At 67.4% G+C, this 16,853-nt stretch carries 13 protein-coding genes and 1 pseudogene; 8 read left to right on the top strand and 6 right to left on the bottom strand.

What is annotated here, in order from left to right:
* Window positions 1-239, top strand: a pseudogene (locus tag ACFWO8_RS08840) (IS630 family transposase); the annotation flags it as partial.
* Window positions 240-267: 28 nt separating this feature from the next.
* On the opposite strand, the gene ACFWO8_RS08835 reads toward ACFWO8_RS08840, so the two are convergent.
* The 3 genes from ACFWO8_RS08835 to ACFWO8_RS08825 are packed head-to-tail and all read right to left on the bottom strand — an operon-like array spanning window position 268 to window position 2,642.
* Entirely contained in the window at window positions 268-1,989 is a 1,722-nt protein-coding gene (locus ACFWO8_RS08835) for an urease subunit alpha (protein WP_378946104.1), read from the bottom strand.
* The gene (locus ACFWO8_RS08830; protein WP_378946099.1) at window positions 1,986-2,330 is read right to left on the bottom strand and encodes an urease subunit beta; all 345 of its coding nucleotides are present in this window, start codon (window positions 2,328-2,330) and stop codon (window positions 1,986-1,988) included. The genes ACFWO8_RS08835 and ACFWO8_RS08830 overlap by 4 nt, the downstream gene beginning before the upstream one ends.
* 9 nt (window positions 2,331-2,339) lie before the next feature.
* Complete coding sequence (locus tag ACFWO8_RS08825) at window positions 2,340-2,642, bottom strand: urease subunit gamma (RefSeq protein ID WP_056810177.1); 303 nt, start codon at window positions 2,640-2,642, stop codon at window positions 2,340-2,342.
* Window positions 2,643-2,879: 237 nt separating this feature from the next.
* Between ACFWO8_RS08825 and ACFWO8_RS08820 the strand changes: the two genes are divergently transcribed.
* The gene (locus tag ACFWO8_RS08820) at window positions 2,880-3,452 is read left to right on the top strand and encodes an exonuclease domain-containing protein (protein WP_378946096.1); all 573 of its coding nucleotides are present in this window, start codon (window positions 2,880-2,882) and stop codon (window positions 3,450-3,452) included.
* A gap of 24 nt (window positions 3,453-3,476) precedes the next feature.
* Here the strand turns inward: ACFWO8_RS08820 and ACFWO8_RS08815 are convergent, their stop codons facing one another.
* Window positions 3,477-3,860, bottom strand: a complete 384-nt coding sequence (locus ACFWO8_RS08815) for a PaaI family thioesterase (RefSeq protein ID WP_378946271.1) — start codon at window positions 3,858-3,860, stop codon at window positions 3,477-3,479.
* Window positions 3,861-4,268: 408 nt separating this feature from the next.
* Here ACFWO8_RS08815 and ACFWO8_RS08810 point away from each other — a divergent pair, with 408 nt between their 5' ends.
* Complete coding sequence (locus tag ACFWO8_RS08810) at window positions 4,269-4,781, top strand: L,D-transpeptidase (protein ID WP_378946092.1); 513 nt, start codon at window positions 4,269-4,271, stop codon at window positions 4,779-4,781.
* On the opposite strand, the gene ACFWO8_RS08805 is transcribed toward ACFWO8_RS08810, so the two are convergent.
* Window positions 4,736-5,731 carry a MerR family transcriptional regulator gene (locus tag ACFWO8_RS08805; protein ID WP_378946087.1) on the bottom strand — a complete coding sequence of 332 codons (996 nt, stop codon included), beginning with the start codon at window positions 5,729-5,731 and terminating at the stop codon, window positions 4,736-4,738. The genes ACFWO8_RS08810 and ACFWO8_RS08805 overlap by 46 nt on opposite strands.
* A 70-nt stretch (window positions 5,732-5,801) precedes the next feature.
* Here ACFWO8_RS08805 and ACFWO8_RS08800 point away from each other — a divergent pair, with 70 nt between their 5' ends.
* Window positions 5,802-6,422, top strand: coding sequence for a maleylpyruvate isomerase family mycothiol-dependent enzyme (locus tag ACFWO8_RS08800; protein WP_378946084.1), 621 nt, complete (start codon window positions 5,802-5,804; stop codon window positions 6,420-6,422).
* Window positions 6,423-6,553: 131 nt separating this feature from the next.
* On the opposite strand, the gene ACFWO8_RS08795 is transcribed toward ACFWO8_RS08800, so the two are convergent.
* Complete coding sequence (locus ACFWO8_RS08795) at window positions 6,554-8,131, bottom strand: MFS transporter (protein ID WP_378946079.1); 1,578 nt, start codon at window positions 8,129-8,131, stop codon at window positions 6,554-6,556.
* Window positions 8,132-8,400: 269 nt separating this feature from the next.
* On the opposite strand from ACFWO8_RS08795, the gene ACFWO8_RS08790 reads away from it, so the two are divergent.
* The 4 genes from ACFWO8_RS08790 (at window position 8,401) to ACFWO8_RS08775 (ending at window position 16,748) form a co-directional block, all read left to right on the top strand.
* Window positions 8,401-11,634: a BTAD domain-containing putative transcriptional regulator gene (locus tag ACFWO8_RS08790; RefSeq protein WP_378946075.1), complete on the top strand. Its 3,234-nt coding sequence runs from the start codon at window positions 8,401-8,403 to the stop codon at window positions 11,632-11,634.
* A gap of 135 nt (window positions 11,635-11,769) precedes the next feature.
* Window positions 11,770-12,282 (top strand): pyridoxamine 5'-phosphate oxidase family protein, encoded by a 513-nt coding sequence (locus tag ACFWO8_RS08785; RefSeq protein ID WP_378946071.1) that lies wholly within the window; start codon window positions 11,770-11,772, stop codon window positions 12,280-12,282.
* A 2,013-nt stretch (window positions 12,283-14,295) separates the two neighbouring features.
* The gene (locus ACFWO8_RS08780; RefSeq protein WP_378946068.1) at window positions 14,296-15,321 is read left to right on the top strand and encodes an alpha/beta hydrolase; all 1,026 of its coding nucleotides are present in this window, start codon (window positions 14,296-14,298) and stop codon (window positions 15,319-15,321) included.
* The gene (locus tag ACFWO8_RS08775; protein WP_378946065.1) at window positions 15,318-16,748 is read left to right on the top strand and encodes a wax ester/triacylglycerol synthase family O-acyltransferase; all 1,431 of its coding nucleotides are present in this window, start codon (window positions 15,318-15,320) and stop codon (window positions 16,746-16,748) included. Before ACFWO8_RS08780 ends, ACFWO8_RS08775 begins: the two co-directional genes overlap by 4 nt.
* Window positions 16,749-16,853: the final 105 nt, after the last annotated feature.

Below are 16,853 nucleotides of genomic sequence, written 5' to 3'. Positions count from 1 at the left end.
CACATGAGGTGGAGTTGGTGTTCTTACCGACGTATTCGTCGTGGTTGAACTGGATCGAGTCCGAGTTCGCGGCGCTGCGCTACTTCGCGTTGAACTGCACCGATCACCGCAGCCACGGCGAGCAAGATGCCGCGATCGGTGCCTACATCCGCTGGCACAACCAGCACGCCCGACCCAAGCGAGACTTCGCCGTCAACTCCAAGATCCGGCTACCGGATTACCTACCGAAGGTTGCTTGACGAGGCACTAGCTCACCCCGGCGGTGGGTCAGAAAAGGAAGTAGCGCTGGGCCATCGGGAGTTCGGTGGCGGGTTCCTCGGCCCAGACCTCCCCGTCGATGCGGACGGTGAAGGTGTCGGGGTCCACTTCGATGCGTGGCATGGCGTCGTTGTGGGGCATGTCGGCCTTGGTGACACGGCGAGCGTTCTTGACCGGCACCAGCTTTCGGCGCACGTTCAATCGGTTCGCGAGGCCGTCGTCGATGGCCTGTTCGGAGACGAAGTGCAGGGAGGTGGCCGCGGCGGCGGGGGCCGCGGCGCCGAACATGGGGCGCGGGAGTACGGGCTGGGGAGTGGGGATGGAGGCGTTGGCGTCGCCCATCGCGGCCCAGGCGATCATGCCGCCCTTGAGGACAGCGTGCGGCCGGACGCCGAAGAACGCGGGCTCCCACAGCACCAGGTCGGCGAGTTTGCCGACTTCGATCGAACCGATCTCGTCATCGAGCCCGTGCGAAACCGCCGGGCAGATGGTGTATTTGGCGATGTAGCGCTGCACGCGGGCATTGTCGGCCGCGCCGTCGCCGGGCAGGGCGCCGCGGCGGCGTTTCATCACGTGCGCGGTCTGCCAGGTACGCATCACCACTTCGCCGATGCGGCCCATCGCCTGGGAGTCCGAGCCGATCATGGAGATGGCGCCCAGGTCGTGCAGGAGGTCTTCGGCGGCGATGGTGGACGGGCGGATCCGCGATTCGGCGAAGGCCAGATCCTCGGGGATCGACGGGCTCAGGTGATGGCAGACCATCAGCATGTCGAGGTGCTCGTCAAGGGTATTGATGGTGTGCGGCCTGGTGGGGTTGGTGGAGCTCGGCAGCACATTGAGATGGGAAGCGACAGTGATGATGTCGGGCGCGTGGCCGCCGCCCGCGCCCTCGGTGTGGTAGGCGTGGATGCCGCGGCCCGCGATGGCGGCGAGGGTGTCCTCGACGAAACCGGCCTCGTTCAGCGTGTCCGAGTGCAGCGCCACCTGCACGCCCGCCGCGTCGGCGACGGTGAGGCAGGCATCGATCGCGGCGGGGGTGGAGCCCCAGTCCTCGTGCAGTTTGAAACCCGATGCGCCGCCGCGCAATTGCTCCCACATCGATTCGTGGCTGACCGTGTTACCCTTGCCGAGCAGCACGATGTTCATCGGCCAGTGATCGAGCGATTCCAGCATCCGCGCCAGATGCCAGGAGCCCGGTGTCACGGTGGTGGCCTTGGAACCTTCGGCGGGGCCGGTGCCGCCACCGATGAGGGTGGTGATGCCGCCGCCGAGCGCTTCGTCCATCAGCTGCGGGCAGATGAAGTGGACGTGGCAGTCGATGGCGCCCGCGGTGAGAATGCGGCCGTTACCCGCGATGATCTCGGTCGACGGCCCGACGACCAGGTCCGGGTGCACGCCCGACATCGTGTCGGGATTGCCTGCCTTGCCGATGCCGCAGATGCGGCCGTCGCGGATGCCGACGTCGGCCTTGATGATGCCCCAGTGGTCGACGATGACCACGCCGGTGATGACGGTGTCGGGGGCACCGTCGGCGCGAGTGGCGCGCGACTGACCCATCGACTCGCGCAGCACCTTGCCGCCGCCGAACACCGCTTCCTCACCGGCGAGTCCCGGTCCGCCACTGCGGTCTTCGGTGATCTCGATGAGCAGGTCGGTGTCGGCCAGGCGAATACGGTCGCCGGTGGTCGGCCCGAACAGTTCGGCGTAGCGGGCGCGGCTCAGTTCCGTCATCGACTCTCTCCCGGATATCGCGGTGAATCATCTGCATCCAGCTGCCCCGGCGGGTTCACGCTGATGCCGTATACCTCGCGGGTGCCACCGAGTGGAACCAGCGAAATCCGCTGCGGCAGACCGGGTTCGAAACGAACCGCGGTGCCTGCCGGAATATCGAGCCGGTGCCCGTAGGCGGCCTCGCGGTCGAACTCCAGCGCGGCGTTGGACTGCGGGAAATGCACGTGGCTGCCCACTTGGACCGGGCGGTCACCGGTATTGACCACCTCGAGTTCGACGCGTACCGCGCCCTCGTTCAAGGCGATCGTGCCCTCGGCACACAGATATTCACCGGGAATCATGCGCGTCGCCTATCCGATCGGGTGGTGCACGGTGACGAGCTTGGTCCCATCGGGGAACGTCGCCTCGACCTGCACGTCGTGAATCATCTCAGGCACCCCGTCCATCACATCCGCACGGGTGAGCACCGACCGCCCCGAGGACATCAATTCCGCGACGGTTCGCCCGTCGCGTGCACCCTCGAGCACATGATCGGTGATCAACGCGATCGACTCGGGATGGTTCAGCTTCAACCCACGCGCCTGCCTCCGGCGCGCCAGCTCGGCCGCATAACTCAGCAGCAACCGTTCCTGCTCGTGCGGCGACAGGCGCATACGTTCTCTCCTCGGCGGGTGGTGGTCGGTGAGCGACATTCTGGCACGTCCCGCGTCCGCGCGGCGACCGCCGCCGAGCGCGACCGGGGACGACCCCGAGGTGGTTAACGAGATGTTAACGATGGGCCCACGCTCGGCTCCGAAGCAGCCACGTCACCGGTCGAGCAGCGGTTGCGCCGACTCCACGCCCGCGAATATCGCTGGAGCGCGCCACTACCCGCCCGTACCGTCACACCCATGAACGAATGGACCGGCCTGCTCAATGTGGTCGACGTGGAGGCCACCTGCTGGGCAGGCGATCCGCCCGCCGGGCAGACCACCGAGATCATCGAGATCGGGATCACCGTGGTCGATCTCGCCACCCGAACCAGAGTGAGCAAGCACGGGATCATCGTGCGCCCGACCCGGTCCACGGTGAGCGATTTCTGCACCGAGCTCACCACGCTCACCCAGGAGCAGGTCGATGAGGGCGTCGACTTCGGTGCGGCGTGCCGTCTGCTGGCGAGCGAGTTCGCGGCGAGCGAGCGGCCGTGGGCGAGTTGGGGCGACTACGACCGCAAGCAGTTCCGCGCCCAATGCGCGGCGACCGGCGTCGAATACCCGTTCGGCCCCGAACACACCAACGCCAAACAGGTCTTCGCCGAGACCCACGACCTGCGCCGACGACCGGGCATGGACCGCGCGCTCCAGATCGCCGAGATCGCCCTCGAAGGCACCCACCACCGCGGCGACGACGACGCGTGGAATATCGGCGCGTTGATCGTCGATGTGCTCGACCGCGGTGGGTGGCGGATCACCACCTTCGGCTGACGCGCAGCTCTACCGAGGGGACTGCTAGGCGGCCAGGTTCTGCAGGCGGACCTGGCCGCGGGCGACGGTGCGGCCGTCCGTGTCGGTGATGACGACGACCCAGAGTTGCTGGCTGCGGCCGCGATGGATCGGGGTGGCCTCGCCGGTGAGGACACCCTCGCGGACGGCGCGCAGGAAGTCGGTGTTGTTGTTGACGCCGACCACCGAGCCACGCTCGCCGAACCAGACGCCGCCGCCGACGCTGGCGAGGGTTTCGATGACGGTGCAGTAGACGCCGCCGTTCTGGATACCCGCGGGCTGGTACAGCGCGGGGCGCACTTCCCATTCGCCGCGCACCCGGTCCGGGGAGACCTCGGTGTAGCGCAAGCCGATGAGGTCGGTGAAGGTGCCTTCGCTGGCCTTCGTCATCAACTCGGGGGTGACGTCGGCCAGGGACAGGGACAATTCGCTCATATGATCCGGTTTACACCATCAGAAACCGTGCGAGGCAGCCGGGAAGACGTAGCGGCGAGCTCCGTCTCGAAAACGGAGCCCGCCGCGGCAGGATGGCGGAGTCGACCGCAGCCCTCGGGACTACCGGCTCATCCGTACGCCGAGATCAGAGTAGGTCAGGCTTACCTAAGTAGTCAAGTGCTCACACTTTTGTCTGCTCAGGTGCGTGACGCGCCGGTGGCCCGGCCTCGGGCTTGCTCAACACGATCGCAATACTCCATGATCGCTGTACCTCTATGTTTCCGAGGCTTGTGTCGATGGTGAAAGCTCATGTTCTGGGCGTACGACGACCAGGGGTGGGCGCGGCGAGAGAGGCAAGATTTCGTGAGTAGTAGTCGTATTCCCCGGTGGGCCGTGCAGGCGGCGATGTGCGCGGCGATGGTCGGAGCCGCGGTCGCAGCACCAGTGCAGGCCGAACCACTGTGGCCGGGCGGGCCCGATGTGCCCGGCGTGCCCGCCATCATTCCCGCCCCGCCGCCGGAGCCCGTGGTGGCCCCGTGCAGCGAGAAAGCGCGTGCGTGCCTGCAGCTGTCGACCAATAACGCGTGGTTGATGGACAACGGCAACGTCACCTTCGGGCCCAGCCCGATGTCACACGGCCGTCCCGGCTACGAAACGCCCCCCGGAGTGTTCAACGTGGCGTTCAAGAAGCCGTTCCACTGGAGCACTTTGCACAACGCACCCATGGAATACGCGATCTTCTTCAACGGCGACATCGCCTATCACATCGGACCCACCGAGGAGCAGTCCCACGGCTGCATCCGATTGACCCCGGAGGGCGCGAAGGCGCACTACGAGTGGCTGGAGCCGGGCGACATCGTCGAAGTTGTTCCCTGAGTTCTGATTCGAGAAAGGGGAGGCCGGTCATCGGCCTCCCCTTGTCGCGTCACCGAGTCGCTCAGGGCGTCGAAGAGCCAGAGTTGGGCGGCACCGGAGGTGACGGCCTCGCCGGTGAATCTTGTTGTCAGTTGCCAGTATCGGCGGACTCGGTGGTCCGCGCCCGCAGCGTCGGTGAGGAGTTGGCGACGGAAGATGGGGGTGTCGTGGCGGCCGCGGGCGGTGGCGTGGACATCGACGTAGTGGTCGAGTTCCGCGCCGGGGCAGGGTGGATGGCCCGCGGCTACGCGGGGTGCTGCCGCGACGCAGGCGTCGGCGACGTCGAACAGTAGGCGGCGTTCGTCGCGGACGCCGGGGGTGCTGCGGTGGCGGATCGTGTCGTACATGGCGGTCGCGATATCCGGGTTCGATACGGCGGCAATGAGTTCCGCGTAGGCGATGAGGTGTTCGGGGTTGGCGTCGGCGCTCAGTTCGGGGACGTTCATGCCGAGGAAGCCGTCGACGGCCGCGGCCGGTAGCGGGGTGAGCTGGCGGCGCCAGAACGTGACAAGCACATCATGGGCGGCTCGCGGATCGATCACGGCGGCAAGCAGATTCAGGTGCTCGTCCTGGGTATCGGGGGCTGCCGATTCGACAGCGCGCAGGAGCGCCCGACGCCGGTTCAGTGCGTCGAGTTCGTCGTCGACGGCGACCCGTTCGGCCGCGATCACCTCCGCGATCGACCGGGTGCCGTCCAGCACGTCTTCGATCGCCGTGAGTCCGACGCCGAAGGAACGCAACCGGCGCAACAGCAGGAGTCGATCGACAGCGCCGGGTTCGAACACTCGGTGGCCGGTCGGCGAGCGCGCGGCAGCCAGGAGGCCCGCATCGCAGTAGAACCGGACCGTTCGCACCGCGACACCGGTTCGGGCGGCTAGCTCGCCGATCGTCAGATATGTGATGTGAGTCACTTTCGCTGGCACCTCCACCTCGGTGGAACTCCTACGGTACCGAGAACGCCCCTTTGAAGGAGACTCGACGATGACCGGACACGACACGATGAACGACACGATCTGGCAGGCGGTGGCCGAGGAACGAGCCACCCTGGTCGAACTGCTGCGCGACCTGCCCGAATCGGCGTGGGATACCGCCTCGCTGTGTACGGGGTGGCGTGTTCGCGACGTCGTGGCCCACCTCGTGTTGGCCACCCGCGTCACGATCGTCTCCTTGCTGGTGAACCTGATCCGTGCTCGCGGCAACACCGACCGTCTCATCCACGACACCGCCGTCCGGCACGCCGACCGAACACCGACCACCGAATTGCTCGCCCAACTGCGCGCCACGACCGACTCCAGAGCCATCCCGATCGGCACCACACCGATCGACCGGCTGATGGATCTGCTGGTCCACGGCCAGGACATCGCCATCCCGCTCGGTGTCGACCGGGTCATGCCGCCCGCAGCAGCGCGACTTTCGCTGGACCGAGTGTGGACGATGGGCGCACCTTTCCACGCGCGAAACCGTCTGGCCGGATACTCGTTGACCACCACCGACACCTCCTGGACGGCGGGAAACGGCACGCCGATCACCGGCACGGCGGCAGAACTGCTGATGATGGTCACCGGCCGCACCTCCCCTGATGATCTCGGCAACCGGCAGTAGTCACCGATGGCGTCGGCGCGCAACTCCAACGCTACTGCGGCGCAAGGGCATCGGGGCCCGGTAGGACAGCGATCCGCAGCACCTGTGAACTGGTGCTGCGGATCGCTGAGGTCGGCGGGATCCCGCGAGGGTCAGACAGCGACGGTGGTTCGCTCGGTGTCACCCCCGGCCGCCGAGACCTCCGTTGTCGCTCCAGTTTCCGGAACGGAGGTCGCACCGGCCGGGATCCGGCGCAGCAGCGCCACCGCCAGCACCGCACCCACTGCGGAGAGCACAGCGGCAGCCCATGCCGCGGCGTTGAGGCCGTTGGTGAACGCCTCGCGGCCGGCGGCCACGACGGACTCGGCGACCTCGGTGGGCAGGGACTCGGCCGAACTCAGCGCGCCGGGCAGGGTTTCCGCGGCGGCGCCCGCTTCGCCCGACATTCCGGCCCGGTAGACCGCCGCTCCCATACTGCCGAGCAGGGCGACACCCAGTGCCACACCCAGATCGCTGGCGGTGCTGTCCACCGCCGACGCCGCGCCCGCCTTCTCGGCGGGCGCCGCACCGATGACCAGGCCGGGGATCAACGCCATGGCGGGGGCGATGCCCGGGTACAGGATGTAGAAGCCGACGATGAGCAGCGGCAATCCCGCCACGCTCTCGACCTGGGTGAGCGCCAGATAGCCGACGGTCGACAGCGCCAAGCCCGCGGCGATCACAAACGCCGGACGGACACGGCGGGCGATGGCCGGGGTCACGGTCGAGACGATGACCAGCGCGATCGCGGCAGGCAGGATCCACAACCCGGCCTGCAGCGGCGACTGGGCGGCGACCAGCTGCAGGTACTGGGTGAACAGCAGGTACACCCCGCCCAGGGCGATGGCGGCGAGCATGTACACCGCGAGCGATCCGCTGAAGGTCCGGTTCGCGAACAGCCGCACATCGAGCAGCGGGTCGGTCAGTCGCAACTGCCTGCGGACGAAGACCACCGCGAACACCACACCGGCGAGCACAGTGACCACGGATTCGGCGGTGAACCCGGTCTCGGCCAGTTTCTTCACGCCGTAGACGAACGGCAGCAGCGCGGCCAGCGACAGCGCGACGCTGATCGGATCGAGCCGACCCGCCTGGGGCGCACGGTATTCCGGAATCAGCACCGGCACGCCGAGCACGACGAGCGCCATCACGGGCACGCCGATCAACATGGACGCACCCCACCACAGCGAGTCGAGCAGGAGGCCGCCGAGCAGTGGGCCCAGCGCCACACCGGCCGACACCGAAGCCGCCCACAGACCGATGGCGGTGGCGCGCTGCCGGTCGTCGCGGAACATCGTCGTGATCAGCGACAACGTGGCGGGCATGACGGCGGCCGCGCCGAGACCCATCAGCGCACGCGCCGCGATCAGCAGGTCGGGGCCGGGCGCGAACGCGGCCAGGATCGAGGCGATGCCGAACAGCGCGGCACCGGCCAGCAGCAGCCTGCGGCGGCCGAGCCGGTCACCGAGGGTGCCCATGGTGACAAGGAACCCCGCCATCACGAACCCGTAGATGTCGTTGATCCACAACAGCTGGCCGCTACTCGGCGACAGGTCGGCCGCGATATAGGGGGTGGCCAGGAACAGCACGGTCATGCTGAGGAACAGCAGCACCGTCGGCAGGAGCAGTACCGCAAGTCCCAGCCATTGGCGGGTACCTGCCCGCTCGGGGATATCGGTGAACTCGGACATCAGGAGTTTCCCTTCGAGGACGATTCGAACTGGGACCGACAGTGCCGGGCCGCACTTCAGGAACCCTTCGGGTCGACTCCAGACGACCTCGAGCTGCCGTCGCCGGCACTGTGTTCGAGGCGCAGCGCAATCCACCCGCGCCGAGGCGCGTGTTGGCGACCGCCACATCACCTTCGTGGTCGGTGCCGCAGATGCCCAGTGAGATCCCGTCGACGAGCAAGGCACCGCACGTCGCCGCACTCATACCCGGGCCGTTTAGGGTGGGTGACATGCGTTTCGGAGTGCTCGGTCCGTTGGCGGTCTGGACCGACGATGGACAAGCCGTCCGGGTTCCAGAACTCAAGGTGCGGGTCCTGCTCGGCGCACTGCTGGTCGAACCGGGCCGGATCGTGCCCGCCGACCGCCTCGTCGAGGATCTGTGGGGCACGGCGTTGCCTGCCAACCCGGCGGGTTCGTTGCAGACTCGGGCCTCGCAATTGCGCCGGGTCCTCGGCGACGCCGAAGCGGGCGGGCGGGAGTTGCTGGTGTCGCGCTCCCCCGGCTATCTCCTCGAGGTCGCCGAGGCCGCGGTGGACTCCCAGGTGTTCCAGCAGTTGCTCCACCAGGCGCGCGCGAGCGAGGATACTGCCGCTCGGGCAACGCTTCTCGCGCAAGCGCTCGCGTTGTGGCGCGGCGAGGTCTTGGCCGACCTCGCCGATCACGACTTCGCGCGGATTCCGGTGCTGCGCCTCGAGGAACAGCGACTCACGGCCGTCGAGGAACTCGCGCAGGCCCGGATCACCCTCGGTGAACACGATCAGGTCGCCGACGAACTCGGTGAGCTCACCGCACTACATCCGCTGCGCGAACGGCTGCGCGCCGCCCACATGCTGGCGCTGTACCGGTCGGGGCGACACGGCGAGGCCCTGGATTCCTATCGGCGCCTGCGCGAACACCTCGCCGAGGAACTCGGACTCGACCCGAGCCCCGAACTCGCCGCCCTGCATCGTGCTGTGCTGGAACAGGATCCGGCCCTCGGCGCCCGGGTTCGGCCCGCGCCCACCGCACCCGTGACACCGCGCCCCGCACTGCCGGTGCCCGCGACCTCGCTCATCGGCCGCGACGACGACCTTGCCGCGATCGCCGCGTTGATCCGTGCCGAACGGCTGGTGACCCTCACCGGACCGGGCGGAGTCGGCAAGACCCGCCTCGCTTCGGCCACCGCCGCCGAGCATTCCGCGCGTGAGGGCGTGTTGTTCGTCGAGCTCGCCGGGCTGTGCCTCGGTGCCGACCCGGACAGCGCGTTGACGACACTCACCGAGGTTGTGGCGGCCGCCTTCGATGTGCGTGACGATTCCGCGGGTTCGAGCCCGTTCCCGGTGCCCGACAACGGAACTCAGCTCGCTCATCTCGCCGACGCGGTGCGCGGCAAGCAATTGCTGCTCGTGCTGGACAACGGTGAGCACGTCGCCGAGGCCGCCGCCACGCTCGTCTCGCGGCTACTGGCCACCGCCCCCGATCTACGAGTACTGGTCACCAGCCAGGTCCCGCTGAACATCGCGGGCGAATTCATCTGGCACGTGACACCGCTGGCCGTGCCGGCCACCCGAACCTCGGGCGACTCCGAGACGGCGGAAACGTCGCCTGCCGCACAGCTTTTCGTCGAGCGTGCGCGCTCGAGCGCACCCGGCTTCACCGTCACCGCTGACAATGCCGCCGCGATCGCGACCATCGTCACCCGTCTCGACGGCCTGCCGCTGGCCCTGGAACTGGCGGCGACCCGGGTCCGCGCACTCGGCGTACACACCCTCGCCGACCGGATCGAGGACCGTTTCACGCTACTGTCGTCCGGGTATCGGGACGCACCGGATCGGCAGCGCACCCTGCGCGCGGTGATCGATTGGAGCTGGGAACTCCTCGACGAGCCCGAACGTGCTGTGCTGCGGCGGCTTTCGGCCTATGCCGACGGCAGCACAATGGAATCGGCCGAGGCGGTCTGCGCGGGTGGCGCTATCGCGGGTACCGAGGTCGCGGAGTTGCTGGCCCGCCTGGTCGATCGTTCCCTGATCATCACGCCCGCCGCCGATGTTCGCCCGCGCTATCGGCTGCTGAAATCGATCGCCGCCTACGGCGTTGACCGGCTGCGCGACAGCGGCGAGGAATCCGGCACGCGGCTGCGGCATCTCGCCTACTACCTCGCCTTCGCCGAAGGCGCCGACCAGCACCTCCGCACCGGCGACCAGCGCCGCTGGCTGTCTCGGCTGGACGCCGAATCCGCCGATCTGCGCCGGGCACTCGAAACCGCCCGTGCCGCGGGCAGATCCGCGGATGCGTTGCGGTTGGTCAACGCGCTCGCCTGGTACTGGGTGATGCGGGGACGCCTCGCCGAGGGCATCCGGTCCCTCGGCACCGCTCTCGCGGTGCCCGGCGGGGCCGATTCCCCTGCGCGCCGGGTGGCGCTGCTGTGGCGCGACGCGCTCGAAGTCGGTGTCGGCCGCACCGTCGACACACTGCCCGCCGTCACCGCGCGACCCGCACCGGCGGAGCTGCGCGCTCGCTGGTATCTCGCGCACGTGTACTCCGGATTCGCGGCCCAGCAGGGGATGGACGACGCGACCGACCTGCGCAATGCCTTCGCCGACAACGCAGATGACTGGGGTATCGCGGCGGCCTCGGTATCGCTGGCGCGGGACGCGTTCGCCCGCGGCGACCTTATGGGGCTGTGCGAGCACGCCGAACGGAGCCGGGATCTGTTCGCGCGGGTAGGTGATCGCTGGGGCCAGGCCATCGCGGGTTTCCTGCTCGGCAGCTATGCCGAGGTGACCGGCGACCTCGATGCTGCCCGCGACTATCACCGCAGCGCGCTGGCCACCGCCGAAGAACTCGGGCTGTGGACCGAAGTGGGCGAGCGGCTCACCTCGCTCGGCCGGATCGCCCTGCTGCGCGGTGAGCTCGACCGCAGCGCCGAGCTCCACGAGCGAGCCCGTCGGGTGGCGGTCGATCAGGGACACCTCGTCGGCGAAGAATCCGCGGTACTCGGGCTCGGCCTGGTCGCCCGGCGCCGCGGCGATCTGGCCGCGGCCCGCGAGTACCTCAGCACCTGGCTGGACTGGCATCTGCGGTCCGGATCGCATTTCGGCGCCGCCCTGATCCTCGCCGAACTGGGTTTCACCGCCGAACTCGCCGGTGACGCCGACGAAGCCGAACACCGGCACCTGCGCGGACTCGACTCCGCCCTGCGCACCGGCGATCCCCGCGCCCACGCACTCGCTCTGGAAGGTCTCGCCGGCGCGCGTTCGCTCGCAGGGTATTCCGCGCACGCGGCTCGGCTACTCGGCGCCGCCGACACCCTCCGCCGGTCGACCGGCGCTCCGCTGCCCGCGGCCGAACGCGGGGATGTCGACCGGATCGAGGCGCGCATCGGCGCCGACATCGGCGCCGACCGGCTCACCACCGAACTCGACGCGGGCCGGGCCGCCGACCCCCACACGTTGCACACGGCGCACGCCCGAAGTCGATCCTGAGTCCGTCCGAAGTCCACCGGTGCACGGTGAACCCATGACTCACACCGTGACCGACAGCCCCGATCCCTCGGCCTCCGGACGACCGGCCGCGCAGCCGATTCCGGCTGTCGTGCTCGAACACGTCGAGGTGCAGCAGTGAGTAACCGCACGCGCGCCCACGTCCATACTTTCGCCGATATCAAACCCGACTTCGACGCCATCGTCGGCGCCATCAACTACGCGACCATGACCACCGTCGACGCCGAGGGCCGACCGCGCTCGCGGGTCCTGATTCCGGTCTGGGAAACCGATACCGACCACCCGGTTGGCTGGCTCGGGACGTACCGCACTCCGGTAAAGGCCGCCCACATCGCGGGAAATCCGCACGTCACGTTTTCCTATTGGAGCCCGGCGCAGAACACCGTGGCCGTCGACACGGTCGCTGAATGGACCGATGATCCCGGCGAGCGCGCACACGTGTGGGACCTGTACCGGCACGGCAGCCCGCCCGGCGCGGGCTACGACCCCGGGCAGTTCTGGCAGGGACCCGACGACCCGGCCTTCCAGGTGCTTCGCCTCGACCCGTGGCGGATCCAGGTGCTGCGGCGCCGGGATCTGGTCAGCGGAATTCCGGCGCGCATCTGGCGCGGCCGACTCCAGGGGGATTGACAGATTCGGCGGCGAACGTGGCCGTTCGCCGTCGATCTGACGGGACTGGACATCCGTACAGGTCACGGCGCGATCCTTAGTGACAGGTACCAACACCGTCCGGCACTTCCACCGGGAAGGATCTCAGTCCGAATTGCGCGAATCGCACGATTTTCCTGCCGCAGAAAATGCGCGGAGCTACGTTGTCCACATCACAACAGAGATCTGATTGTGATCCACATCCCGGTCGACGGTACCCCCATTTTCCGGCGGGATGCTTACCAATCATGCAAGGAGATTCGCCATGGGTTCACTGACCGAGATAATGATGGCCGCAATTGCGGGACTGGGTTCGATGGTCGAGGGTGACGGCCTTCTCGCGGTCTTCCTCGGCTCGGTCGAGGCCTTCTTCCCGTAAACGCTACACCCGAAGAACATCGCCGAACTCCAATCGAGTTCGCTGATCATTCCCTCACCCAAGGAGAAGACACATGGGATCCCTCTACGAATTGATGGCGACCGGCGCGGGCAGCCTGAGCGAAGCCGTTCTGCCTTTCATTCAGGCGCTGATCTCGGTCAGCGGCGGCACGCCGACGCCGGGTAAGTAATACGCGGTAATGCAGTCGGGGGCGGGCCGATTCCCGGCCCGCCCCCGACCCATTACTACCGACTTCCCAGCGCCGTGTCAACGCCGCATTTTGATAGCTAATGCACATGATGAACCGTCGGCGGCCATGAGAAATAAGAGGATTCCCGGCAACGTCGCAACCGCTGGGAAGTCAGGCCCTGGCGAACCGCCCGACAACCTGCAGCTACACCAACATGACCGATTCGACCACCGCAACCAGAACACAACCGCTCGCGAACCGCAGCGCGCCGAGCATCAAGTCCGCTTACGAGCGCCTCGAAGTAGCCGCAGATCATCCCGATTTGCCGTTGATATCAATCCCCCTTGACACGCCCGCGGCGAACGAGGCCGTTCACAACGAATCGCTCAGTTACTGTGCCAGACAGTCGCAGTAACTACAGGTCGCACGCAGTCTGATCGAACGCCGCGGCAACCATCTAGACGCTTCCATCAGGAATGAAAAAAATGAACAAATCACACTGAGTGAAACATCGGGTTGCCACACTCCGGCGACGGCGCTACGTTACGGGCATCACATCAGCTACTGATTGTGATACCCACCCGAACCGAGGGGAAACCCCAGTTTTGGGGGCTGGACAACTGTGCAAGGAGATACAGCATGGGCTCATTCGAGGAGCCGTTGCTCGGCGTCCTGGGCGGAATGGCGTCCGCGAACTCGGGCGATCTGCTCCTCGGGACTTTCCTGGGCTCGGTGGAAGCCTTGTTCCCGTAGTTCGACAACCCGTCGACACCTGACGATTCTGCCCAACGCTGAATCGGCCCCGTCAGGAGTACCAAGTGGGATCGTTTTACGAATAGTTGGCGACGGGCATGGCCGGCCTCGGTAAAGGCGCACAGCCCTTCGTCGACGTGCTGCTCAGCGCGAGCGGCTCCCCACCCTCCGGCGGCATCTAGCCACCACCGGCTGGAACAGACAACCGCATTCCCGATATCACAGTGGTTACGCGGCTGTGATATCACTTCTCATATCACGCAAGGAGATTCACCATGGGTTCACTGGAAGAGATCATGATGGCCGCGATCGCCGGACTGGGTTCCGCGGCCGAAGGCGACGGCCTGCTCGGCGTCTTCCTGGGTTCGGTAGAAGCCTTCTTCCCGTAATCCCAGCCGCAACAGCACTTCGGCTCGCTCGGCGAGCCTGATTCACCTCACCACCAGGAGTTAAGCATGGGTTCCCTGTACGAATTGATGGCGACCGGCGCCGGCAGCCTGAGCGAAGCGGTCACGCCGTTCATCCAGGCGCTGATCAGCGCGAGCGGTGGCACGCCCACCCCGGGCAAGTAGTTCCAGCGCAGGTAGTTCAGCGCGGTGAGGGGGTCGGCCATCGCGGCCGACCCCCGCTCCCGCCCGAGAAGTCAGCAGGCTCGCAACCCATGAAGAACGAAATGCTCCGTGCAATCATGTCGGCCGTCTGCGTCCTGGCGGTGGCCTCGACGCCCGTCTTCGTCGACGGCGCGCAGGCATCAGCCGCGCCCGGCGCGCGCCTGGTGAGCCAGACGCAAGCCAACCAGGTCGCCGACATCAGCGTCTACTCCCCCGCGATGGATCGCACGATCGCGCTGCGAGTGCTGCGACCGGTCGACACCTCGGTCCCGGCACCGACGCTCTACCTGCTCAACGGCGCGGGCGGCGGCGAGGATTCGGCCAACTGGCCAGGACAGACCGATGCCGGTGGGTTCTTCGCCGACAAGCACGTCAACGTCGTCATCCCGATGGAAGGCGCGTTCAGCTACTACACCGACTGGCAGCGACCGGACCCCGGCCTGGCGAAGAACCTCGAGAACAACGGCAACAACATGTGGACCACGTTCCTGACCGAGGAACTGCCGCCCGTGATCGACGCGGCCTTCGCCACCAACGGCATCAACTCCCTGGCCGGCATCTCGATGGCGGGGACCTCGGTCCTCGATCTCGGGATTCAGGCACCTGACCTGTACCGCAGCATCTCCGCCTACAGCGGCTGCGCGATGACCAGCGATCCGATCGGCCGAGCCTTCGTCTCGCTCGTCGTGCGGATGGGCGGCGGGGATGTCGAGAACATGTGGGGACCGGAGACCGACGCCGCGTGGCGCGAGCACGATCCCTACGTGCAAGCTCATCGTTTGCCGAACATCCCGATCTATATTTCCGCCGGCACCGGATTGCCGGGGCCACACGACACGCTGTCGAATCCGCGCGTGCATATCAACGGAAAGAATCCGACGTCGATTCTGACGAATCAAATGCTCGTCGGCGGCGGTATCGAAGCCGCGACAGCGTATTGCACGGCGAGCTTGGCGCAGCGGACCCGGGAACTCGGCCGCACGAATATCACCTACAACATCCGCCCGACCGGCACCCATTCCTGGGGCTACTGGGAGGACGACCTCCACGCCTCCTGGCCGATGATGGCGACAGCCCTGGGCATATGAGCGCCGAACTCCGGGTGGGCGCCCAGCGACTGAGCCCACGCGACGCGGTGTTCGTCTACGACGAGACCGACCGGCACCTGTCGAACATCGTCGCGGTCTACTTCGCCGACTCGTCGGGGCACCCACCGTTGACGTTCGAGCAGGTGCTGGACTGGGCGCGGGCGGGTATCGGGCACGCCGAACTGTTCCACCGGCGCTTGCGGCACGTACCGATGGACCTCGATCTGCCGTACTGGGAGCCCGATCCCGACCTGTCGGTGCGCGACCACCTCACCCTGGAGGGCCCTGGTACCTGGGAAGACGCCCGCGCACGGATAGCCGAGATCACCTCGGCCCGGATGGATCTGACGCGACCGCCGTGGGAAGTGCACGTGCTGGATCGCGTCGAGGGCGTACCGGCGATGCCGGGCACAACCACGATCGTGGTGCTGAAGTTCCATCACAGCGCCGGCGACGGGGTCGCGACCAGAGCGCTCGAGCAGCGCCTGTTCGGCACGCGATCCGCGCCTTCGGTCCAGCTGGACATGGCACGGCCGCTGACCACCGCGGTGCGCACGGCCGCCGCGCTCGCGTCGGCGCCGGTGCGCTTCGGCGCCGGTCTGCGTCGCGCGCGGGTGGCGCGGGAGGAACTGCGGGCGCTGGTCGACGCGGGCACGGTCCACGATCCCGCCCCGCTGCGCCCCGCGACCCGGTTCAACCGCGACATCGACGCGGCGCTGACCTTTCACCTGGTCCCGATCCCGATGTCGGAGGTGCTCGCCGCGAAAGGCGCGGCGACACAGCGGGTCACGATCAACGACCTGATGCTGACGACGATTTCCGGCGCGCTGGCCACCTACCTCGCCGAGCACGACGAGGTGCCCGACGGCTCGCTCGCCGCGATGGTGCCGATGTCGATGCGCGGTGTCGCCGAATGGGATTCGGCGAATCAGCTCAGCCAGATGATCGTGGACCTGCACACCGACATCGGCGACCCGATCCAGCGGCTCACCGCGATCAAGCAGTCCGCGAGCCGTGCCAAACAACGCACCGCCGATCCGGTGGTGCAACGCACCGAACTGCGGGTGGAGACGGCACCTGCCCTGCTACTGCGCGCCGCCGGATGGGCAAGGGCGCAACGGCGTTTCGACGACTCGGCGACGGTGCCGTTCTGCAACACCACGATCAGCAACGTGCCGCCGGTGACGGACACCCTGATCTTCTGTGGCAGGCCGGTTCGCCGAGCGGTCGGCTCGCTGCCGATTCTCGACGGCGACGGCCTGCGTCACCTGATCAGCTCGCAGGGTGACGAGATCGTCATCGCGATCACGACGAACGCCGCGATGATGCCGGACCCCGACCATTACGACGAGCTGATCCTCGCGTCGTTCCGCGAACTCGCCGCCGCCCTGCACGCCCTCGGAAATCCGGCCCCGCCCGGCGCCTGAGGGCCAGAGCAAACCGATCTGGCCCTCGATCAGTGGGCTGCTTCGCAGATTCACGCTCAGCGAATGCTCATCCGACATCCTGATGATCAACCGTCCAGGTTATTC

The sequence above is a fragment of the Nocardia sp. NPDC058480 genome, assembly GCF_042720495.1.
Lineage (GTDB): Bacteria > Actinomycetota > Actinomycetes > Mycobacteriales > Mycobacteriaceae > Nocardia.
The sequence above is the reverse complement of the archived record's forward strand: the minus strand, read 5'-3'. Positions and strand labels throughout refer to the sequence as shown.